This window comes from Kiritimatiella glycovorans (assembly GCF_001017655.1).
Lineage (GTDB): Bacteria > Verrucomicrobiota > Kiritimatiellia > Kiritimatiellales > Kiritimatiellaceae > Kiritimatiella > Kiritimatiella glycovorans.
In genome coordinates, this window is the sequence record NZ_CP010904.1 from 210,498 (window position 1) to 223,343 (window position 12,846).

10 protein-coding genes are annotated in these 12,846 nt (G+C 66.0%); 3 read left to right on the top strand and 7 right to left on the bottom strand.

Annotated features, from left to right (window positions below; genetic code table 11):
- The first annotated feature begins 2 nt into the window (after nucleotides 1-2).
- The 3 genes from L21SP4_RS00965 to L21SP4_RS00975 are packed head-to-tail and all read left to right on the top strand — an operon-like array spanning nucleotide 3 to nucleotide 3,861.
- The gene (locus tag L21SP4_RS00965; protein WP_082116416.1) at nucleotides 3-1,094 is read left to right on the top strand and encodes a glycosyltransferase family 4 protein; all 1,092 of its coding nucleotides are present in this window, start codon (nucleotides 3-5) and stop codon (nucleotides 1,092-1,094) included.
- Nucleotides 1,091-2,677: a hypothetical protein gene (locus tag L21SP4_RS00970; protein WP_052880907.1), complete on the top strand. Its 1,587-nt coding sequence runs from the start codon at nucleotides 1,091-1,093 to the stop codon at nucleotides 2,675-2,677. The genes L21SP4_RS00965 and L21SP4_RS00970 overlap by 4 nt, the downstream gene beginning before the upstream one ends.
- Complete coding sequence (locus L21SP4_RS00975) at nucleotides 2,674-3,861, top strand: glycosyltransferase family 2 protein (protein ID WP_052880908.1); 1,188 nt, start codon at nucleotides 2,674-2,676, stop codon at nucleotides 3,859-3,861. The genes L21SP4_RS00970 and L21SP4_RS00975 overlap by 4 nt, the downstream gene beginning before the upstream one ends.
- A 168-nt stretch (nucleotides 3,862-4,029) precedes the next feature.
- Here the strand turns inward: L21SP4_RS00975 and L21SP4_RS00980 are convergent, their stop codons facing one another.
- The 7 genes from L21SP4_RS00980 to L21SP4_RS01010 all read right to left on the bottom strand — a co-directional run bounded on the left by L21SP4_RS00980 (nucleotide 4,030) and on the right by L21SP4_RS01010 (nucleotide 12,841).
- The gene (locus L21SP4_RS00980; RefSeq protein ID WP_052880909.1) at nucleotides 4,030-5,235 is read right to left on the bottom strand and encodes a glycosyltransferase family 4 protein; all 1,206 of its coding nucleotides are present in this window, start codon (nucleotides 5,233-5,235) and stop codon (nucleotides 4,030-4,032) included.
- Nucleotides 5,236-5,279: 44 nt separating this feature from the next.
- The gene (locus tag L21SP4_RS00985; RefSeq protein WP_052880910.1) at nucleotides 5,280-6,707 is read right to left on the bottom strand and encodes an O-antigen ligase family protein; all 1,428 of its coding nucleotides are present in this window, start codon (nucleotides 6,705-6,707) and stop codon (nucleotides 5,280-5,282) included.
- Nucleotides 6,691-8,985 carry a GumC family protein gene (locus L21SP4_RS00990; RefSeq protein ID WP_052880911.1) on the bottom strand — a complete coding sequence of 765 codons (2,295 nt, stop codon included), beginning with the start codon at nucleotides 8,983-8,985 and terminating at the stop codon, nucleotides 6,691-6,693. Before L21SP4_RS00990 ends, L21SP4_RS00985 begins: the two co-directional genes overlap by 17 nt.
- Nucleotides 8,986-9,065: 80 nt before the next feature.
- Nucleotides 9,066-10,172, bottom strand: a complete 1,107-nt coding sequence (locus tag L21SP4_RS00995) for an SLBB domain-containing protein (RefSeq protein WP_082116417.1) — start codon at nucleotides 10,170-10,172, stop codon at nucleotides 9,066-9,068.
- Nucleotides 10,173-10,179: 7 nt separating this feature from the next.
- Complete coding sequence (locus L21SP4_RS01000) at nucleotides 10,180-11,238, bottom strand: HD-GYP domain-containing protein (RefSeq protein ID WP_052880913.1); 1,059 nt, start codon at nucleotides 11,236-11,238, stop codon at nucleotides 10,180-10,182.
- 54 nt (nucleotides 11,239-11,292) lie between these two features.
- A complete protein-coding gene (gmk, locus tag L21SP4_RS01005; RefSeq protein WP_052880914.1) occupies nucleotides 11,293-11,952 on the bottom strand; it encodes a guanylate kinase in 660 nt (219 codons plus the stop codon).
- A 4-nt stretch (nucleotides 11,953-11,956) separates the two neighbouring features.
- Complete coding sequence (locus L21SP4_RS01010) at nucleotides 11,957-12,841, bottom strand: YicC/YloC family endoribonuclease (RefSeq protein ID WP_052880915.1); 885 nt, start codon at nucleotides 12,839-12,841, stop codon at nucleotides 11,957-11,959.
- Nucleotides 12,842-12,846 lie beyond the last annotated feature (5 nt).

The following is a 12,846-nucleotide window of genomic DNA, read 5'->3' on the forward strand; positions in this document are numbered from 1 at the left end:
AGATGGCTATGCACACGCCGCGCACGATCGCGTTCTGGGATGACCCGCTCGACCCGCCCGGCGGGGGGCAGTTCAGTCTGCTGACCCTCCTCACCCACCTCGACCGGGATCGTTACCGCCCCGAGGTCCACCTGTTCGGCGGTCCCTCGTTCCGGGCACTGCTCGCGCGTGAGGGGATCGAAGCCCGCAGGACGGGGCTGCTGAAGAGCGTGTTTTACCTGTTTCGCCGTCGCCCGGACCTGGTGCACTGCAATATCGCCACCTCGCGCCGTGCGTGGATCCTCGCCCTGAGCGCCCGTCTGGCCGGTGTGCCGTTTGTGTGGCACGTGCGCATCATCGATTCCGCGGGGTGGAAAGACCGCTGGATGGCGCGTCTGGCCGACCGTATTGTCGTGATTTCGGAGGCGGTACGCGCGCGATTCGCGGCCGAGCGGGACAAAACGGTCAGGATCTATAACGGCGTGGACATGGAGCGCTTCGCGCGGGTCGAGGCGGAATACGCGGCGGAGGAGGGTGGCGCGGAACGGGGGTTCCGCATCGGGGTATTTTCGCGGCTGGACCCGTGGAAAGGGCATGAATTGTTCCTCGACGCCCTGCTGAAGCTGGGCGAGGCGGGGCCGCCGGTCGAGGTCTGGATCGCGGGGGAGGGCGATCCCCGCTATCGGGCGCGACTCGAAGACACGGTTCGGCGGCACGGACTGACGGACCGGGTCCGGTTTCTCGGGCATCGCGAGGACGTTCCCGCGTTGATGCGGCAGTGCGATGCGGTGGTCAACCCGTCGATCCGCCCCGAGCCGTTCGGCCGCACGCTGATCGAGGCGATGGCCTCCGGCGCGGCGGTGGTCGCCACCGCGCGCGGGGGGGCGCGGGAGGTGATCGACCCTGAGAAGGACGGGATGCTGGTGGAACCCGAGCCCGGTGCGCTGGCGGCCGCGCTGGAGCGCCTCCGGCATGACCGGTCCATGCGAAGCCGGCTGGCCGCGAACGCGTGGAACAAATGCGCGCAACAGTTCAGCGCGGAGGCGCACGCCCGCCGCGTGATGGATCTCTACGCGGAGATGTGCGGAGACTCCGCAACGGAGGCGGTACGATGATGAACCCTGAACCCACGGGTACCGGGCGTCTTTTGCGGGCATCGCATGCCGGGGCCGCTCTCCTTCTCGCTGCGCTGCTCTTCCTGCTGGGCCGCGCCAACCTGTTCGAGGTCAATCCCGACGCCGTCTCGTACATGCGCATCGCGCGGTACTGGCTGGAAGGCCGCACCGGTCTGGCCGTCAACGGCTACTGGGGTCCGCTGCTGAGCTGGCTGATGGTCCCGTGGATGGCCTGGACGGGGTCGCCGCTCGTCTCGGCGCGTATGGCCCTGGCGGTTTCGGCCGCACTGCTCTACGGGGCGGGTCTGTTCTGGATGCGGGTCATGGAGCTGCCCGCGGGCGTACGCGCGGCGGCCGCCTGGCCGCTGGCGATATTCTGCGGCGCGTGGTCGGTCAGGCTGATCACGCCCGACCCCCTGATGGCCGCGCTCTTCCTGGCGGGCGCCGGTCTCGATGTGCGGGCGGCGCGGACGGGAAAGATGCTCCACGCGGCCTTCGCCGGAGTTTTCTTCGGACTGGCCTACATGGCGAAGGCCGTGGCCCTGCCCGCCGCGGCCCTGTGGGTGCTGCTGCACGGGGCGTATCGCGTATGGGCCTCCCGCGGGCGGTGGCGTGAACCCGTCCTGCGCGGTGCGGCGGCCGCGGCGCTCACGGCGTCCGTTTCGCTGCCATGGATCGCGGCCGTCTCCGCCGACGCCGGCCAGATCTCGTTCTCCGCCAGCGGGGGGATCAATCACGCGATCGCCGGTCCTCCCGACGTGGAGCGCTATCATCCCACGTTCCGCGAGTTCCACGTCCCCGAAGAGGGGCGGATCACCTCCTGGGAGGATCCGACGGCGATGTCGTATCCGCGATGGAGCCCGCTGGAGCGGATGGACTATCTCCGGCACCAGCTCAAGATCCCGTACTGGAACGCGAACCATATCCTCCATAACTGGACGGCTTTCGACTGGCTGTATCTGACGCCGGGCATCCTGCTGATCGCCCTGTGCGTCTTTGCGGCGGGCCGGCCGGAGATGCGGGAGGTGGTGTGCGTGAGTCTGATCGCCGCGGCGGCGAACAGCGTGTTCTATCTCCCCGTGTACGCCGCGGACCTCCGCTATTACCTCGTGACCCACGCGGTCCTGTTCGCGGCGGGGCCGGCGGTGGCGGTGCGTCTGCCTTCCATCGCTCCCCGAGTGCGCCTCGGCGTGCTCGTGCTGCTCCTGCTGAATTTCGCGGTGCCCGCCGCGGATTTCCTCGCGGAGCAGGCGGGCGTCGAGCATCCGGAATATCTCGCGGCCCGGAAACTGGCCGCGGGCGTGAGGGAGCGGGGACTGGACGTCGAGGCGGTGGCGGGCGTAGACGATCCCCTGGCCGTGGCGCTCTACCTTGCCTTTCAGCTCGACGTGCCGTACTACGGCAATACACGGGAGGTGCCGGAGCGGGAGGTTCTGAACGCGCATCCCTGTGCACTGGTGGTCCCGGAGCGGGAGGCCGCGGCGCTCGAGGGCTTCCGTGTATGGTTCCGGGGCGGCGGCTACCGGCTGCTGACCTCGCGGAACGGAGAGGGATCACCGCATAACGCGGGAGTGAGCCAATGACGGAAGCCGAAAAGAAGGATCTCGAACTGACCATCCTCATGCCTTGTCTCAACGAGGCCGAGACGATCGGGACCTGCGTCCGCAAAGCGGTGCGGTACCTCCGGGAGTCGGGCCTGAAGGGCGAGGTGCTCGTGTCGGACAACGGGAGCGGGGACGGCAGTCCGGAACAGGCCGCGGAGGCCGGGGCGCGGGTGATCCGGGCGGACCGGCGCGGGTACGGCTACGCGCTGCGCGCCGGCATCCTCGCGGCCCGCGGACGGTTTATCATCATGGGCGACGCGGACGACAGTTACGATTTCTCGGCGCTGGACGCCTTTGTGCACCAACTCCGCGCCGGGTACGACGTCGTCGTCGGCAACCGTTTCCGGGGCGGGATCGAGCGGCGGGCCATGCCTCTGCTCCACCGGTATCTGGGCAACCCCGTACTCTCGTTTCTCGGCCGGCTGTTCTTCAGGTGCCGGATCCGCGACTTTCACTGCGGCCTGCGGGGCTTCCGGCGCGATGCGGTCGATCGTCTCGATCTCCAGACCACCGGGATGGAGTTCGCGTCGGAACTGATCGTGAAGGCTGCTCTGGCCGGCCTGTCCATCGCCGAGGTGCCCACGACCCTGTCGCGGGACGGGCGCTCCGGGAGGCCGCACCTGCGAAGCTGGCGCGACGGCTGGCGCCATCTGCGTTTTCTGCTGATGTTCGCCCCCAACTGGCTGTTTCTGGTCCCGGGCTCCCTGCTGTGCGTTGCGGGACTCCTGATCTTTGCACTGGTGCTGCCCGCACCCCTCGTGGTGGGGGACGTCATGTTCGACGTCCACACGCTGGTGATAGGCATGGGGGCGCTGCTCGCCGGAAGCGAGGTCCTGATCTTCTTCTGGCTGGCGAGGCAGTACATGACCAGGGTGGGACTGCTGACCGCGCGGCCGCGGCGCAGCCGTCTGCGACCGGACTGGGAACAGGTCCTTTTGTGCGGACTCCTGCTCGCCGCGGCGGGCGCGGTCGTGATGGCATACGCCGTCTGCCGGTGGGGGATGGCCTCGTTCGGCGATTTGAATTACACGTGGATGATGCGACTGGTCATCCCGGGCGTCTCCATGTTTTCGCTCGGCATCCAGGTCGCCACCGGGGCCTTTCTATCGGGGGTGATCCACCTGAAGACGGGACGGATCGACACGGAAGGGGCCTCGCCCTGATATCGTACTCGTACTGAACCCGTGCGTGAAGGTAGGGACGGACCTCCGGGCCGTCCGCATCGGACCACTAAAAATCCCGTAGAGCCACTTTGCCTGTGCTATTCACATTCCTCTTGGCGATCTTTGCGCCTATTTCGTGTTTCGTGGTGGCTCCCCTCACGTTTCTCTTCAAAAACGAGATGCCAGCAGCGTCTCGATCTTTTTCGCGTGAATCTCCCAGTCGTAGTGCGTTGCGGCGTAGTCCCGGCAGCGGCGTTTCAGTTCGGTCCAGCGCTCCGGGTCGCGGCGCATCTCGCGGCAGGTCCCGGCGATCTTCTCCGCCATGGCCGCCGGCGTGCGGTTACGGAAGAGCAGGTCGGGGTCCAGTCCTGCGAGGATCTCGCGGGTCCCTCCCACCGGTGTGCCCAGCACCGGCACGCCGCATGAAAGCGACTCCACGGTCACCAGCCCGAACCCCTCCATGTCGAGCGTGGGCAGGACGAACAGGTCGGCCGCGCGGTAGTAATCGGGCAGAAGGTCTTCGGAGATAAAGCCCGTGAAGCGGAGTCCGTCGTCCAGTCCGAGTCGCGCGGAGAGGGCGGCGAGTTCGGAGGCGAGCGGGCCGGAGCCGCCGACGACGAGGAACAGGTCCGGCACGGCGGCGCGGGCTTCGGCCACGGCCCGGAGCAGGTTTTCCAGCCCCATGCGCGGTTCGAGATTGCGTACCGTGAACAGGACGGTGCGGTCGGCCGGCAGCCCGAGCCTGTGTCTCAGTCCGGCGGGGTTCGGGGACGGCGTGAACGTTCCGGTATCGACGCCGCCGGGGATAATCTCGACGCGTTCGGGCGGCACCCTGTGCCGTTCGCGCAGTTTCGAGCGCGTGTAGTCGCTGAGGACGCAGATCCGTTCCGCACGGCGGAGGGCGTACCGTTCGAGGCGCCGCAGCGCCTCGATATGGGCGGACCGTACGAGGGCTCGCGGGCCGGCCGGCCGATTGTGGAGCATGGCGTATTCTTCGAAGGCGAGCGAGTGGCAGACGTAGAGGTTGCGGAGGTCGCGGCTTTCCGGTGCGGAGAGCACCGCGGCGGCCGCGAAGGGCTGGTGAAACACGAGGGCGTCGAACGGGGTTTCCCGGTGGAGGCGGCGGAACAGCGCGCGCCCGCGGCGGATTGAACTGACCAGGAAGCGGGCGGCGCTGCGGCGGTCGACTTCGTAGCGGTGCTCGCGAAAGGCCCCGATATCGGCGCAGTCCGTGTCGTGTTCCGGAAGGCGGCGGGTTAGATGCACGACATGGTGACCGCGTGCGCACAGCCGGTCGAGCTGCTCGCGGATCACGCGTTCCGCGCCGCTGGCCACCGTGTTCATGGAGACGTCCGAGGCGAGGAGGATATTCATGAGGCCGTTCCGTTTCGCATGCCGTCCGGGGTGTAGCCGTGTCGTTACAGGGGTGCACCGAAGCCGTACTCATCGGGCATCTCTCCGGAGGGTTCCGGTTCCCCTTCGAACCTCGGAATGAGGAGCACCAGTCCGGCCAGGAGCCAGAACGTCTCCGAGATGCGGATGATGATGAACGTGTTGGCAGTCAGGCCGTGGGCGATCATCGCGACCGTCCCGCAGAGGATGCCGAGGGCCGCGCCTTTGAGTAATCGGTCTTCCGCCCGCGTATAGACATCCCGCAGGGCGGTGAAGAGCCGGAAAAAGATGATCACGAAGGCGGTGAAGCCGAGGGCGCCCGTCTCCGCGAGCACCCGGACGAACTGTCCGTCGATGAAATGCGTCCCCGTCACGCCGCGGCCGAAGATCGGGTTGCGCAGCCACTCCCGCACTCCTTTCCGGTAGGAGATGATGCGTTCCGAGGCGGAGGGGTCGAGTTCGACCCCCAGCATTTCCACACGTGCGGTCCACGGTTTGGGGTCGCCTTCGAATGTCCCTCCGATGCGCTCCTGGATGTCCTCGGGCAGGATCGCGTAGCCGCCGATCATCAGCGCCAGGAGGATGAGCCCCACCGTGACCAGGAACCCGCGCCGGTGGGAGAAGGCGGCGAAGGCGAAATAAGCCGCGATGAAGCCCAGGTAGGACGCGCGGGACTTCGTATAGAGAAAGGGGACGAAGGTGAGGGCGACCAGTCCCAGCAGAGTGAGGCGGAGCGGCTGGCTGGGGGTCCACAGCGCGACCCCGGTGGTCAGGCACATCATGAGCAGCAGATAGCCGCCGAACGTATTCGGCTCCCCCACGTCGAACGGTGCGAACAGGCGTTCTTCCGCGCCGAGCTGCGACCATCCGTACAGGACGGCGGAGAAGTACACCAGGATCGAGAGAAAGAAGAGTTTTTTCGCGTCCCCGATGTCCCGCACGGAGGCCAGCACCATGAAGAAGAGCAGGAAGTACTGGAAGTATTTAAGCGAGTAGAAGAAACCGGAGCGCGGCACTACGTTGCCGCGGAGGATGCCGAGCAGGGTGGCGACGGTGAACGCCGCCACGTAGGCCGCGATCGGTCCGTTGGCCGGGGTGTGGATGATCGGGTGGCGTCCGGTGATGAACGAACGCATCAGCCAGCCGAGCACGAGAATCACCAGGGCGATATCCTCCACGCGGATCATCAGCGCCCGTTCCGCCTCCGTGCGCCATTCGCCCGCCGTGCCGAACTCCGGGCTCCAGATGATCATGACCACGATCACGTACAGGGCGACCTGCGGGTTCACGAACGAGAGTACGAAGAAGATGATGGCGAAGGTGCCGGCGATGACGATCAGGCCCGTTTCGCCCATGGCGCCCCAGATGGCCAGCGCGATCGCGGCCAGCGTCAGGACGAAGGCCAGGAAATAGTTTCGGTCGCGGCGGTTGGAGAGTTCAGGTATGGCTGGCATGGTTGCGTTCCCACGGCATCCGTGACTGCCCGTCGCGCCCGTAATAGAAACGGTACTGGAAGAACTCTCCGCCCGCCGCCCAGTCCGCCTGCAGGTCGTTCAGGACCAGACCCGCCAGATGCGCATCCGTCTGGCGGAAGCTCACGATGGCGCGCCGCATCGATTCGCGCGTCGTCTGACCGAGCTGGTAGACGAGTATGACGGCGTCCGCGAGCCTTCCCAGAATCACGCTGTCGGGTACGGGCAGGACGGGGGGGGAGTCGATCAGGATGTAATCGTACTGCTCGCGCGCATCGTTGAGAAACCCGACCATCTTCTCGTTTGCCAGCCATTCCGAGGGCTGGGCGGCCACGCCCCCGGAGGTGATGACGTTCAGGTTGTCCAGCCCGGGCATCCCGACCAGGTCCTCAAGGTTCATGTCGCCCACCGCAAAATCGGTCATGTCCTTGACCACGTCCGTCCACTGTTCGTCCCCGAGTAGGAAATCGGAGAGCCCGCGTTCTTCGCTGATGCCCAGCAGTCGCCCGAAGCTCGGGCGCCGCAGGTTTGCGCCTACGACCAGCACGCGGCGGCCGAGCTGGGCCAGCGCGACGGCGGTGTTGGTGAGGGTGACGGTCTTGCCTTCGGCCGGGGCCGCGCTCGAGAGCAGGAAGACCTTGGCGCCCGTATTCCGGCTGTAATATTCGAGGTTGGTGCGGATGGTGCGGAAGGCCTCCGCGCCGGGCGATTTCGGATCGAACTGGGTGATCATCTCGATGCCGTGCGGGCTGCGCACATTGGAATGCGTCGCCATGATGTAATCGGCGGCGTTTCGGGACATGCCCAGCAGCGCGCGGCCCGCGCGCAGGAGCCGCGATTTCGGCGCGGTTTCCTGCTCGGTCTCCTGCCCCGGTTCCGGTTCGCGTTCGATGTGCGGGATCACGCCCATGACGGGGATCTTGAAGAGCTGTTCCACGTTTTCGAGCGTGGCGATGGTCGTGTCCAGGTTTTCGGCGACGAAGGCCATGGCGACCCCGAGCACCAGACCGAGGAGAAGACCCGCTACCGTGGTGCGAAGCTGGCCCGCGCGGATCTCGTCGGCGGTCATTGCCGGGCTCACGACGTATGCGATCTCCGCGCGTTCCAGCTCGGAGATTTTGGCCTCTTCCAGCTTCTGACTGAGGAACGTGTACAGCGTTTCCGAGACATCCTTGCGCCGAACGTACTTGCGCGATTCACGTTCGAGTTCGGGGATCTGCTGGAGCTGTTCCTTGAACGCGTCGATCTGCTGTTCGATCTTCTGCCGTTTGGCCTGAAGGCCCGCCCGCTCGTTCTCGAGTTCCTCCATGCGCGTCATCACGATGCGTCGCCGTTCCTCTTCGGCCTCTTTGCGCGCGCTCTGGAGCATGATATCGAAGAGTTCCATGCGAGGGTGATTGGTGGTGTAGTTACCCGTGCCCATCACTTCGGTGCGGGTCATGTGCAGGTCGAAGATGCGGGTTTTGACCCCGGTCAGGTAGCGGCTGTCGGGAACCATGCCGGCCGCTTCCATCGGCAGTTGCCCGCCTTCGGGTTGCGTCTTGCCGGTGTAAAGATCCGTCATCACCTTCCACTTGCGGATGCGGCCCTCGAGCTGGCTGAGTTCGTTTTCGATGCGGATCTTCTGCGAGCGGAGGTTCGAGATCTGCGTCGTGAGGTTATCGCCCTCCGCCTCGAGATCCACCACGCCGTATTTCTCGCGAAAATCCTTGAGGGCGCGCTCGTCCGAGTAAAGCTGCGTCATGATCTGGTTGCGCCACTCTTCGATCTGCTCTTTCACCTGCCGGGCATTGCGGGTGATGTTCTCCTGGTGGTACTGGATAAAAGTCGTCGAGACCGCGTTGGCGATCTCCATGGCCTCCTGCCCGGACGTCGACTCCACCCGGATGTCGATCAGGTCGGTGTTTCCGAGGCGCTCGACCTGGATCATCTCCTGCAGGTTCGCGGCGCGGCGGTCGACGTCGGGGTCCTCCGGATACATCGAACGGGCGACGCGCTGCATGACTCGGTAGCTGGTGATCTCCTTGAGATAGTTCTCGATGGTATCCACGGGGCGGGCCTGCTGAAGCCGCGACATGAAATCGGCCAGCGTGCGCTGCCGCTGGATCTTGATCCGGGATTCGGCGCGGAAGATGTTCTCCTGGTTGAACGCGATCAGCACCGTGAAGACGAGGCTGGCGAGAAACACGACCAGGATGACCCTCCGCCGGCGGTAGAGGATCTGCAGGTAGTCCTTAAGGCTGAGTTCTTCAAACGCCATACATATGCTCCGGGCGATGCGGCCTGCCGCTCCGGCGCATGCACAGACGCGCCTTCGCGGTTATGAATCGCCGTTCAGAATCAGTCATCGTTGATGGTGTCCTCCAGGAAATACATGTCACGCACGGTGGTCACCGGAAGCAGGATCAGGCGGAGCGTATCCTCGTAGAGCGAGATATACGATTTCGGCACGTACACGGTGTCGCCGGGCTTCAGCAGAAGGTCTTCTTCCCGCTCGCCGCGGGTGTAGACGCGGTGGATGTTCGACTTGATGACCTTGGGATGATAGCGGTCGCCGCGGACGGTGATGACGCGGCGCTCGGTGCCCCGTCTGGCCACTCCGCCGGCATCGGCGATCAGCTCGCTCAGCATCATCCCCTCGTCGAGCGGGTAGATGCCGGGGCCGGCGATGTGGCCGCACACGATGACGTGGCTGAGCCTCGTCATTTCAGGTATGTACACGGTTTCGCCGCCGTTGAGGAAAATGTTTTCCTCGATATGGCCGTCGAGCACCCGCTGCAGATCCATGATCTCGGATTCGCCGTTGGCGTGCGTGACGCGTATGTTGCGGATGTCCGCGTTTTCCGTGTATCCGCCCGCCTCGCTGATGAACGAGGACAACAGGGTCTCGCCTTCGATCTCATACGTTCCGGGGCCGGTGTCGCGGTTGGGGTTCATCTTGACTTCCCCGAGGATGGAGACCTTTGCGCCGACGTGTTTCTCGACGCGCACCTTGACCGTCGGGTGGTTCAGCAGAAGATCAAGCCGCTCCCGGATATCGTTCTGTAGCTCTTCCGGCGACCTTCCGAGGATGTTCATCTCGCCTATACTGGGCATGACGACGCGGCCGTCCGGGGGAATCGTGATTTCGCGCGGATATCCGTCCTGCTGCTGGAGCATGTCCCGGAGCCATACCTCGACGACGATCTCGTCGTCCACCCGCAGGGTGATCGTCTGCGGACCGCGGCTGGCCACCGATTCGATGCGCTGACGGACCTCCTCCTGCTCCCTGCGCCGCATCTCGTTGAGCTGATCCACGATGCGCGACTTCTGGATCTCGAGGAGCTGGCGCTCCTCGGCCACATCGTATTCCTTTTCGCCGGCGGGCGGACGCGCCACGCATCCGGCCCCCGAGAAAAGGGCGGTCAGCAGGAGCGGGGCGGCCAGCATCATAATCGTCCGCTTCATTCCGGTCTCAACCTCCCCTCGTCACCGTACGCACGATCGAAAGGGCCGGGTGCTCGCGCAGATCCAGCATCTGGCGCCGGTCCGGGTGGTTTCCGTGGCGGTCCAGTACGACTTCGACGAGCGGGCGGAGGGGGGCTCCCCGGTTCTGGGAGACCACGCGGGCCAGCGCCCCGCTGTTCAGCTCGACGATCGCCCCCACCTGGTAAAAACCGCCGGCGAGCAGCAGTGCCTTGAGAACATCGGGAGCAAAACGGTCACGATTCCGCTTAAGCATAACCATGACGGGCGCGAACGGCTCGCCGCGCGACTCGAAGTTATCCCACTGTTCGCGGTACACGCGCTCGAATTCGCAGGCGAGGCCGAGGAGCTGTCCTTCGGAACTGATCTGGCTTCCACGGAGGTGGTTCGGCGTGCCCGACCCGTCGGCTCGTTCCTTGCACTCGGTGAGCGCGCGCAACATCCGCTCGGGCGCGCCCAGCCGCCGGGCGACATGCGCGGTTTTCTCAAGCGCGTTGCGCTCTTCGCTCCCCTCCAGCTCACCGATGTCTTTGCCTTCCGGCGCGCCGACGTCGTGTATCAGCGCGGTCGCGCCCAGCCCGAGCTGGTCGCGGCGATTCATCTTGAGCGCGCGCGCCAGGTGGAGGATGACGACCGCCGTGTTGAGTGCGTGCCTTTCGCGGGCCGCCTCGCCGTGCTCCGGCATCCGCAGGACCTCGGCCCAGAAGGCGCCCAGTTCCGTTTCCATCGCGGAATCGAGCTGTTCGATAACCCCCGCGATATCACGCCAGCCGAGGTTCAGCCCCTCGTCCGACCGGAGCTGGCCGAGCAGCTCGGCGGCGTCGCGGCGTGCCTTCATCAGGGCGCTTTCGTCCAGCGCCTCCGAGGAAATGCCGAGTTCCTCCATGGCGCTGTCGATTCCGACCCCGCCCGACCGGGGAGAGGACTCGGGTTCCGGGGAGGGGGACGGGGCGGATTTTGCTTCGGTTTCTTCCGCCTGGTCTTCCGGTGCGGGGGACTTCTGTCCCGCCGCCCGTCGACGTAACTCGCTGAATCTGAGGGGGGACATATCGCCTCCTTGCCGGGGTTTATACCAACAGGGGGTATCTCTGGCAAAGCTTATTTACCCGCAATCGCCCTCCCGGAGGTTGCGGCAGTGTTCGGCCAGGACGATCGCGCGGAGACGGTCGCAGGCCTCTTCAAGGTCGTCGTTGATGACCGTGTAGGCGTAGCTCGTGCGCTGTCGCATCTCCTCCGCGGCATTGGAGATGCGGCGGGCGAGGTCTTCGGGGGTTTCGGTGCCCCGCGATTCGAGGCGCCGGCAGAGTTCCTCCCGCGAGGGCGGCGCGATAAAGATATCGACCCATCCCCGCGGCAGAGGGTCGTCCGCGGGGGTTTGGCGGAGATTGTTCCGTACCTGTTCGACGCCCTGGGGATCGATGTCGAGCAGCACGTCCCGGCCCGCGGCCATGGCCGTGCGCACCGACTGACGGAGCGTCCCGTAGCGCCGTCCATGGACCAGGGCGTGTTCCAGAAAAGCCCCCTCTTCTATGCGCCGCGAGAACTCCTCGTCGCTGACGAAATGATATTCGCGTCCGTCGCGTTCACCCGGACGCGGAGGCCGGGTCGTGCAGGAGACGGAAAAGGTCAGCGAAGGGAAGTCCGCGAGGAGCCTCCGGCAGAGGGTGCTCTTGCCGGTGCCCGAGGGCGCGGAGACCGCCAGCAGCAGCGGGCGCTGCGGGGTGCGGGGGTCGGGGAACGGTTCGTGCGGGGTGGTATTCATCGGCTCACTCCACGTTCTGGATCTGTTCGCGGATCCGCTCGAGTTCGGTCTTGATGATCACGCCGCTGCGGGCGATGTCGAGATCGCCGCACTTTGCCCCGATCGTGTTGATCTCGCGCAGCATCTCCTGCGCGAGAAAATCCAGGGTGCGGCCCGACGCATCGTGCCCCGTCATGCTCTGACGGAACTGGCGTATATGGCTGCGCAGGCGCGTGCGTTCTTCGGTGATGTCGACCCGGTCCAGGAAGGCCGCGACCTCCCTGACGAGCCACTGTTCCCCCTCGTGGTTTTCCGCGACCCCCGCCGCGCGCAGCTCCTCCCGGAGGCGTTGCCGGTAGCGGACCGCGGCATTCCCGGAACAGCGGTCGATCCCCGTGAGATGCTGCTCCATCGTCCGCAGCCGGGCGCGGATGTCGCGCTCGAGTTCGCGTCCCTCGCGCCGCCGCATGCGGTCGAGTTCGCGAAGAGCGCGCCGCAGCGCCAGTTCCGCGGAGGCGCGGCAGACCTCGGGGTCCGAGGGTGCCTCGCTGAGGTGCACCAGGTCGGGCACACGCAGCAGGGTTGAGGCGCTGAGGTCGTCGTTCAGCCCCAGCTCCTCCGCCGCGGCGCGGAGTTCGCGGGCGGTCTCCGCGGCCCGGTCGCGATCGATCTCCACCCGGCGCGAGGGACCGGACGACCACCGGAAACTCACCGCCCCCGTCACGCGGCCCCGTTCGATCACCTCGCGGGCCAGGCGACGCAGGTCCGGCTCGAGCGCCGCATAGGGCCGGGGCAGCTGCAGGGCGATATCGCACTGCTTGCGGTTGACTGAAGACAGCTCCACCGTCGCACGCACCCCGCCGCGTACGCCTTCCCCGCGCCCGTAGCCCGTCATACTTTTCAGCGCCATGATGT

Bases quoted from the DNA above. Each gene is read 5' to 3' on its own strand.
- L21SP4_RS00965 (WP_082116416.1), top strand. From the start codon at position 3: ATGGCTATGCACACGCCGCGCACGATCGCGTTCTGGGATGACCCGCTC.
- L21SP4_RS00970 (WP_052880907.1), top strand. From the start codon at position 1,091: ATGATGAACCCTGAACCCACGGGTACCGGGCGTCTTTTGCGGGCATCG.
- L21SP4_RS00975 (WP_052880908.1), top strand. From the start codon at position 2,674: ATGACGGAAGCCGAAAAGAAGGATCTCGAACTGACCATCCTCATGCCT.
- L21SP4_RS00980 (WP_052880909.1), bottom strand. From the start codon at position 5,235: ATGAATATCCTCCTCGCCTCGGACGTCTCCATGAACACGGTGGCCAGC.
- L21SP4_RS00985 (WP_052880910.1), bottom strand. From the start codon at position 6,707: ATGCCAGCCATACCTGAACTCTCCAACCGCCGCGACCGAAACTATTTC.
- L21SP4_RS00990 (WP_052880911.1), bottom strand. From the start codon at position 8,985: ATGGCGTTTGAAGAACTCAGCCTTAAGGACTACCTGCAGATCCTCTAC.
- L21SP4_RS00995 (WP_082116417.1), bottom strand. From the start codon at position 10,172: ATGAAGCGGACGATTATGATGCTGGCCGCCCCGCTCCTGCTGACCGCC.
- L21SP4_RS01000 (WP_052880913.1), bottom strand. From the start codon at position 11,238: ATGTCCCCCCTCAGATTCAGCGAGTTACGTCGACGGGCGGCGGGACAG.
- gmk (WP_052880914.1), bottom strand. From the start codon at position 11,952: ATGAATACCACCCCGCACGAACCGTTCCCCGACCCCCGCACCCCGCAG.
- L21SP4_RS01010 (WP_052880915.1), bottom strand. From the start codon at position 12,841: ATGGCGCTGAAAAGTATGACGGGCTACGGGCGCGGGGAAGGCGTACGC.